Origin of the sequence: Frateuria sp., assembly GCF_013362045.1 — a bacterium.
Taxonomy (GTDB): domain Bacteria; phylum Pseudomonadota; class Gammaproteobacteria; order Xanthomonadales; family Rhodanobacteraceae; genus Frateuria_A.
Window position 1 is genome coordinate 23,908 of record NZ_JABFWW010000034.1, and the last position, 6,458, is coordinate 30,365.

The 6,458-nt window shown below is 68.3% G+C and carries 6 protein-coding genes; 3 read left to right on the plus strand and 3 right to left on the minus strand.

Annotated features, from left to right (window positions below):
* Positions 1 to 7 precede the first annotated feature (7 nt).
* From HOQ08_RS01750 to HOQ08_RS01760, 3 genes are all read left to right on the plus strand, one after another.
* Complete coding sequence (locus HOQ08_RS01750; RefSeq protein ID WP_291190661.1) at positions 8 to 1,201, plus strand: glycosyltransferase family 9 protein; 1,194 nt, start codon at positions 8 to 10, stop codon at positions 1,199 to 1,201.
* A gap of 155 nt (positions 1,202 to 1,356) precedes the next feature.
* Entirely contained in the window at positions 1,357 to 3,663 is a 2,307-nt protein-coding gene (locus HOQ08_RS01755) for a SpoIIE family protein phosphatase (RefSeq protein ID WP_291190664.1), read from the plus strand.
* The gene (locus HOQ08_RS01760) at positions 3,660 to 4,046 is read left to right on the plus strand and encodes an STAS domain-containing protein (protein WP_291190667.1); all 387 of its coding nucleotides are present in this window, start codon (positions 3,660 to 3,662) and stop codon (positions 4,044 to 4,046) included. The genes HOQ08_RS01755 and HOQ08_RS01760 overlap by 4 nt, the downstream gene beginning before the upstream one ends.
* A gap of 36 nt (positions 4,047 to 4,082) precedes the next feature.
* Here the strand turns inward: HOQ08_RS01760 and HOQ08_RS01765 are convergent, their stop codons facing one another.
* From HOQ08_RS01765 to HOQ08_RS01775, 3 genes are all read right to left on the minus strand, one after another.
* Positions 4,083 to 4,655, minus strand: coding sequence for a lipocalin family protein (locus tag HOQ08_RS01765; RefSeq protein ID WP_291190670.1), 573 nt, complete (start codon positions 4,653 to 4,655; stop codon positions 4,083 to 4,085).
* A 4-nt stretch (positions 4,656 to 4,659) separates the two neighbouring features.
* A complete protein-coding gene (locus tag HOQ08_RS01770) occupies positions 4,660 to 5,724 on the minus strand; it encodes a cyclopropane-fatty-acyl-phospholipid synthase family protein (RefSeq protein ID WP_291190681.1) in 1,065 nt (354 codons plus the stop codon).
* 14 nt (positions 5,725 to 5,738) lie between these two features.
* A partial coding sequence (locus HOQ08_RS01775; protein ID WP_291190673.1) for a DUF1295 domain-containing protein occupies positions 5,739 to 6,458 on the minus strand: 720 nt, incomplete at its 5' end.

Below are 6,458 nucleotides of genomic sequence, written 5' to 3' on the forward strand. Positions count from 1 at the left end.
TGGCCCCATGGTTACTTCCCCTCCCACCTCGTCCATTCCATCCGAGGCGACTGATCGCCTGACCGACAGCTCGCGCACGTCGCATTGGGATCGATGGCGCCGGTCTCTGGTCACGAGCGCCTTCCGTCGCACTTTGCGCGACGCCGGCGGACGCCTGTGCGAGCCGGGTGGCCTGCCTGTCTATGGCGTCCACCGTGTGCTCGTTTGCCGCCCGAACCACCGTCTGGGCAATGCCCTGCTGCTCAGCCCCTTGATCCAGGAAGTCGAAGCGCTCTATCCGGGAGCGGAGATCGACATCGTGGGCAGCGACGCCGCCGTCAGCCTTTTTGCCGATCGCTTTCACGTGCGCAGGGTTTTCGCGCTTCCTCGTCGCGTCGCCCGGCACGTGCTGTTCAGTGCAAAGATCCTGCGGAATGTGCGTTCAGGCAGGTACGACCTGGCCATCGACGCATGCAATGGCTCCCAATCCGGGCAGTTGATCCTGGCGCTGACCAGGGCGAAGTACAAGCTCGGGTTTCCGGATGAGGCGACAAGCCCGGCTTCACGATGGCATAGCCTGGCGTGGCCGAAGCATCTGGCCCACCGTAGCGTGTTCTTGTTGCGCACGGCATATGCCGGACGGACCGACGATCGTTATCCGAACCTAGGAATCGGCTTGTCCGCGCGCGAGAAAGAGGAAGCGGCGAAGGTTCTAAGGACGCTCTGCCGAAAATCCTCGTTTACGCCGGTCCTGGGCATTTTCACCAACGCAACCGGCGCGAAGCGATACAGCGAAGCATGGTGGATTCAATTCCTGCATGTCTTCCAGGAGCAATGCCCGGACGTACAGGTGGTAGACCTCGTTGCTGCCCACGGGTGCTCGCACCTTGGCGAGCGTTTCGTTCCTTTCTATACCCGGAACCTGCGGAGGATGGCTGCGATGATCGCCGGCATGGACGGCTTCATCAGCGCAGACTGTGGGGTCATGCATTTGGCTTCCGCTAGCGGGGCTCCCACCCTAGGGCTGTTTTCGTCTACCGACCCGGCCAAATATGCCCCTTATGGGGGAATGAACGACGCCCTGGACACTCGAGGCATGGATGCAACCGGCGCTGCCTTGGCCTCCGCCCGTTGGTTCAACCGGGCGCGGATGGCGCGCAGATCCACGCAACACCATGCGCCTTCGAAAACAGGACCCAAGGCCGGCCGATCTGCGACATAGGCCTAGGCAGACAGCGCATCTGCTGTGCGGAGCCCGGCGGGGACCACGGGGATACCGTCCGCTGAGACCGCGATCACATTCGGCAGCTTCCAACACGCGCGTGTCTTGTCCCGTACGGCCAGGCATGGCTTCATGCCGGCGATCAAGGGGGAACGATGGCCTGGCGCAGCGTCGCTTCGCGGTTGGCTTTGTGGCTGCTGGCCGGGTCCGTGCTCGTGCTGGTCGTCGTCGGTGCAGCCTTGTTCGCACGGACGCGGGCGCAGATCCTCAAGCATGCGCACGGTGAAGCCACCGCACTGTCCCGCGCCGCCGCCGACCGCATCGAAGCGCGGTTGGGCCGAGTGGCGGCCGCCACCCAGCTGCTGGCCACGCTCGCCGGTTCGGGTACCCGCGACGCCGAAGCGCTGCTGCGGGACAGCCTTAAGGCCAATGCCGACATCGCAGGGCTTGCGATCGCACCGGCGCCGACGGGCGACCGGCCACTGGCCGCTGCCCCCTTCGTGAGCCGGCTCGCCGGCGGAACGCTGCAGGAACGCGACCTGGCCGGCGATGCGACGCACTACTGGGAGCAGTACTGGTTCCTCGGCGGCCTGGCCTGCGGCCAGGGCTGCTGGCAGCGGCCGTTCCTTTCGCGTTCCCGCCACCGGTTGCTGGTGAACTATTCGGTGGCGGTGCAGCGCGACGGCCGCGCGAGCGGCGTGGTGAACGCGGACGTTACCCTGGAGTGGCTGCAGAACATCCTCGATACGCTGCACACGCCCGCGGGCGCCTATACCTTCGTGCTGGGCAGCGACGGCCGCTACCTGGCACATGCCCGCGCCGGACTCGTCGGCGTGGCAGGCTCGCCCGGCTTGCTGCAGGCGATGGCGCGCCAGGACGGCGCGCCCGTGCGGCTGGCGGATGCGCCCGGTGGCCCGGTCTGGATCTACCCTTCGCCGATCCGGGGCACATTCTGGTCACTCGGGCTGGTGATGCCGGAAGCGCGCATCTACGCCGACGTGCGGCAGCTTTTCCTTGCCGGCCTGACGCTGGGCCTGCTCGCGCTGCTCGGCATCACCCTGATCACGGTGGTCACGCTGCGGCGTACGCTCGCCCCACTGGGCGTGCTGGCGCACCGTGCCGAGCACGTGGCGCGGGGCGAACTGGATTTCGACCTGCCCGCGACGGACCGCCGCGACGAGATCGGCCGCCTGACCGGCGCCTTCGACCAGATGCGCCATCAACTGGCGGCGCATCTGCGGCAGCTGACCGAGGCGACCCGCGAACAGCAGCGCCTGGCAAGCGAACTGGAGATCGCACACCAGATCCAGACCGCACTGCTGCCGAAGGAGCATTACCTCGACGCGCACTGCGCCAACTTCGAACTGCACGCCGCGTTGCGTCCCGCGCGCGCCGTGGGCGGCGACCTGTACAGCTACTTCATGCTGGACGAGCGGCGCTTCTGCCTGCTCGTCGGCGACGTCTCGGACAAGGGCATTCCGGCCGCGCTTTTCATGGCGCGCACGATCACCCTGGCAAAGGCATTGGCGCCGCGCAGCCAGTCGCCCGAGGAACTGTTGCGGCTGCTCAACCAGGAGCTCTGCCGCAACAACGACGGCTGCATGTTCGTCACCCTGCTCTGCGGCGTGCTCGACACGCTCGATGGGACGCTTGCGCTGGCCAGCGCGGGCCACGAGCCGCCGGCACTGTGCGGCGGCGACAGCGTCCGCCTGCTCGAGTTCGAGACCGGGCCGGCCGTCGGCCTGGACGAGGAGGCCAGCTATCCCGTCCACCAGCTGACCCTGCGGCCGGGCGATACCTTGCTGCTGTACACCGACGGCATTACCGAGGCCTCCGATAGAACCCAGGCCATGTTCGGCATGCAACGCCTGCTCGACAGCCTGCTCGCGCCTCCCCTGCCCCATTCCGCAGCCGGCTATACCGGCCGGCTGCTGGCCGATGTCGACCGCTTCGTGGATGGCGCGAGCCAGGCGGACGACATCACCGTGCTCGCACTGAGCTGGCTCCACCTGCAACCCGGGAGGCATTCGCCCGTGCTCACCATGGAGGTACGCAACACGCTGCCAGACGTGTTCGACGCGATCGCACGCTGCGACCGTTCGCTCTACCGCGCAGGCGTCAGCGAAACGATGCGCAGCGACGTGCAACTGGTGCTGGAGGAGATGATGGTGAACATCGTCCAGCACGCCTATCCGGACGAGCGCCAAGGCACCATCGGCGTACAGCTGCAGATGGATTCCGGCGCGATCGTCGTGGAGCTGCACAGCGACGGCGTGCCTTTCGATCCCACCCGCGCGCCATCGCCTGCCCTGACAGGCGATGTGGCCGACCGCGAGGAGGTTGGCGGGCTGGGCATCCACCTGGTGCGCGCCATGGTCAGCGAGATGGATTACTCCCACGACGCCGGTGGCAATCACCTGCGCCTGCATTTCCCCAACGAACAGGACGTGACCATCGCATGAGCCTCATCATCCACACCGAGATCCCCACGTCGAAGCGGGCGACGATGCACCTTCGCGGCCGCCTCGACGCCGCCACGTTCGGCGCCTTCGACGAGGCCGCGCAAGCGCTGCTGCAGGATCTTGCAGACGGCGGCACGCTGGTGCTCGACCTGGCGTCGCTCGAATACATCAGCAGCGCCGGACTGCGCAGCTTCGCCAAGGCCCGCAAGGGCATGCGCGAACGCAATGGGCACACGCTCGTGCTCAACCCGCAGCCGCAGGTGCGCAAGGTGTTCGACATCGTCAAGGCGGTGCCGGTCAAGGAGGTGTTCGCCAGCGTGGGCGAACTGGACGCCTATCTTGATGTCATCCAAAGGCAGCTGACCCAGGCCACCGAGGAATAGCAGGCGGCCGGGACCGCATGCCGTACCGCACGCCCGCTAGCGGCAGGGCGACTCGAACACCTTGCTGCCGCGGTCCTTCTCCGGCCAGCGCTGCGGCGTACGGCGCACCTTGGCGATGTCATAGCCCAGCGCCTCCGCTCGCGCGAGCATGGCGCGGTAGTCGGCGGCGCCGACGGTCGGCGTGCGCGCCATGTACCACAGGTAGTCGCGCGCATCGCGCACGACGAGCACCTGGTTGCCATCGGGTGCGAGCCAGCCGACCAGGTATTGCGCGTGCATGAACCAGAACAGGTGCACCTTCCATTCGGCGTTGCCGCGGCCCGGAACCACGGTGGCTTGCGAATGGATCAGCTTGACCGGCGCATCGAAGCCGCCGGGGCGAAAGCGCAGCGAAGTGCAGATGCTGCCATCGCCTTGCAGGCGGTAGGTTTCCACCGCGTCGTAGCCGTCTTTCTCGAAGCGCGTGGGAATCGAGGCGATGACGTACCAGCGGCCCATGAAGCCCGGCAGGTCCATCCGTTGAACCGGCGCGATCGGCCCACGGGCGCATGCGCTGCCGGAAAATGCCAGCGCCAGGCAGGCGCCGGCGAGGATGCGGGCGAATGCCATCGGGCTAAGGCCGGACGAAGCGGTAGTGCGCCACCAGCCACTCCTGGCCGCCGGCATAGCCGAACAGCTCCGCGCAGGCCATCCAGAACATGCGCCAGCGCTGGAACCACAGCGGCGCCTGCTCGCCGTAGGCTTGCCGCAGCACGGCCAGCACCGCCTCGCGTTGGCCGTCCTGGCGCTGCAGCCACTGGTTGGCGCTCTTCTGGTAGTGGGTGCCGTCCACCAGCCAGCGCCGCTCGATGTGCAGGTCGTGCTGGAAGTGCAGCAGGGTGTCGATGCCCGGCATCTGTCCGCCGGTGAAGAAATGCCGCCCCATCCAGTTGTCCTCGCCCCCGGTCTCGAACGGATACAGCAGGGTGCGGTGCGCGAAGATGTGCACGAACAGCTTGCCGCCGGGCTTCAGCCAGCTGGCGATGCGTTCCATCAGCAGCTGGTAATTGCGCATGTGCTCGAACATTTCCACCGACACGCAACGGTCGAACTGCGCCGTCTCCAGCACCAGGGTGTTGGCATCGCGTGTCAGCACGCGCACGTTGGCGAGGCCGCGCGCCCGGCAGGCCGCCTCGATGTACAGGCGCTGGGCCTGGGAGTTGGAGACGGCGGTGATGTGCGCGGCCGGGTAGCGCTCGGCCATCCACAGGGTGAGCGAACCCCAGCCGCAGCCGAGCTCCAGGATGCGCTGGCCGTCGGCCAGTTCCGCGCGCTGTTCGTACAGCGCCAGCATGGCTTCCTCGGCCTGCGCCAGCGTCTCGTCGCCGTGGGGGTAGTAGCAGCCCGAGTACTTCAGCCGCGGCCCCAGGCACCGCTCGAAGAATGCCGGCGGCAGCTCGTAGTGCTGGCGGTTGGCGGCATCGGTGTGGATCGCCACCGCGCTGTGCCGCAGCGCATCGATGCGTTGCGCGTGGCGCTCGGCCTGCAGGGACGCGCCGCCGGCGCGCTCTGCGCGAAGGCGCGCGGCGCACAGGCGGCGGACGCCCTGGCGCAGCAGCGGATCGGGTATCCAACCGCGCTCGGCCAGGCCGAGCAGGCCGGGCGCGGCGCAGTCGTGGGGAAGTTCGGCGGCGTCCAGGGTCGTTGTGTCGGTCACGAGTCCATCCTCGGGTCGGGCGGATGCTTGGGGAACCACGGAAAGAACATCGGCGTGCTGCGCTGGTAGGCGCGGTAGTCCGCGCCGCGCGAGCGCAGCGCCTGCGCCTCGGTGAACGGGATGCCGCTGACGTAGCGCAGGAACAGGTACATCAGCAGCGGCCCGCTCCACGCCAGCCAGGCCAGCGGCGAGCCCACCGCGAACGCCACGTAGGCGAACCAGTGCAACCACTCGAAGAAGTAGTTCGGATGGCGCGACCAGCGCCACAGTCCCGCGCGGCAGGTCCGGCCGCGGTGGCCGGGAGCGGCGCGGAAACGTGCGAGCTGGGCGTCCGCCAGGCTCTCCCCGCCCACGCCGAACAGCCAGATTGCCGTGCCGGCCGCCAGCCACGGCATGCGCACGCCCGGGTTGGCCGCCACCGCGGCGAACGGAAGCGCGAACAGCGCGACCGTCAGTGCCTGCAACTGGAAGAAGGCGAACAGCCGGCGCTGGTCGCCGTGCCAGTGCTCGCGCAGGGCACGATAGCGGCCGTCTTCCGGCTCGTGGCGCACGCGCCGCCACAGGTGCCGAGCCAGCCGCGCGCCCCATAGGCCGCCGAGCAGGCCCATCCACACGCGCGGCGTGGCCGCGCCCCGACCGAAGGCGGCCAGCAGCACCGCCGCGCCGCCCAGGCCGGCGGCCCACAGCACGTCGGCGATGCCGGCGTTGGCATGCCG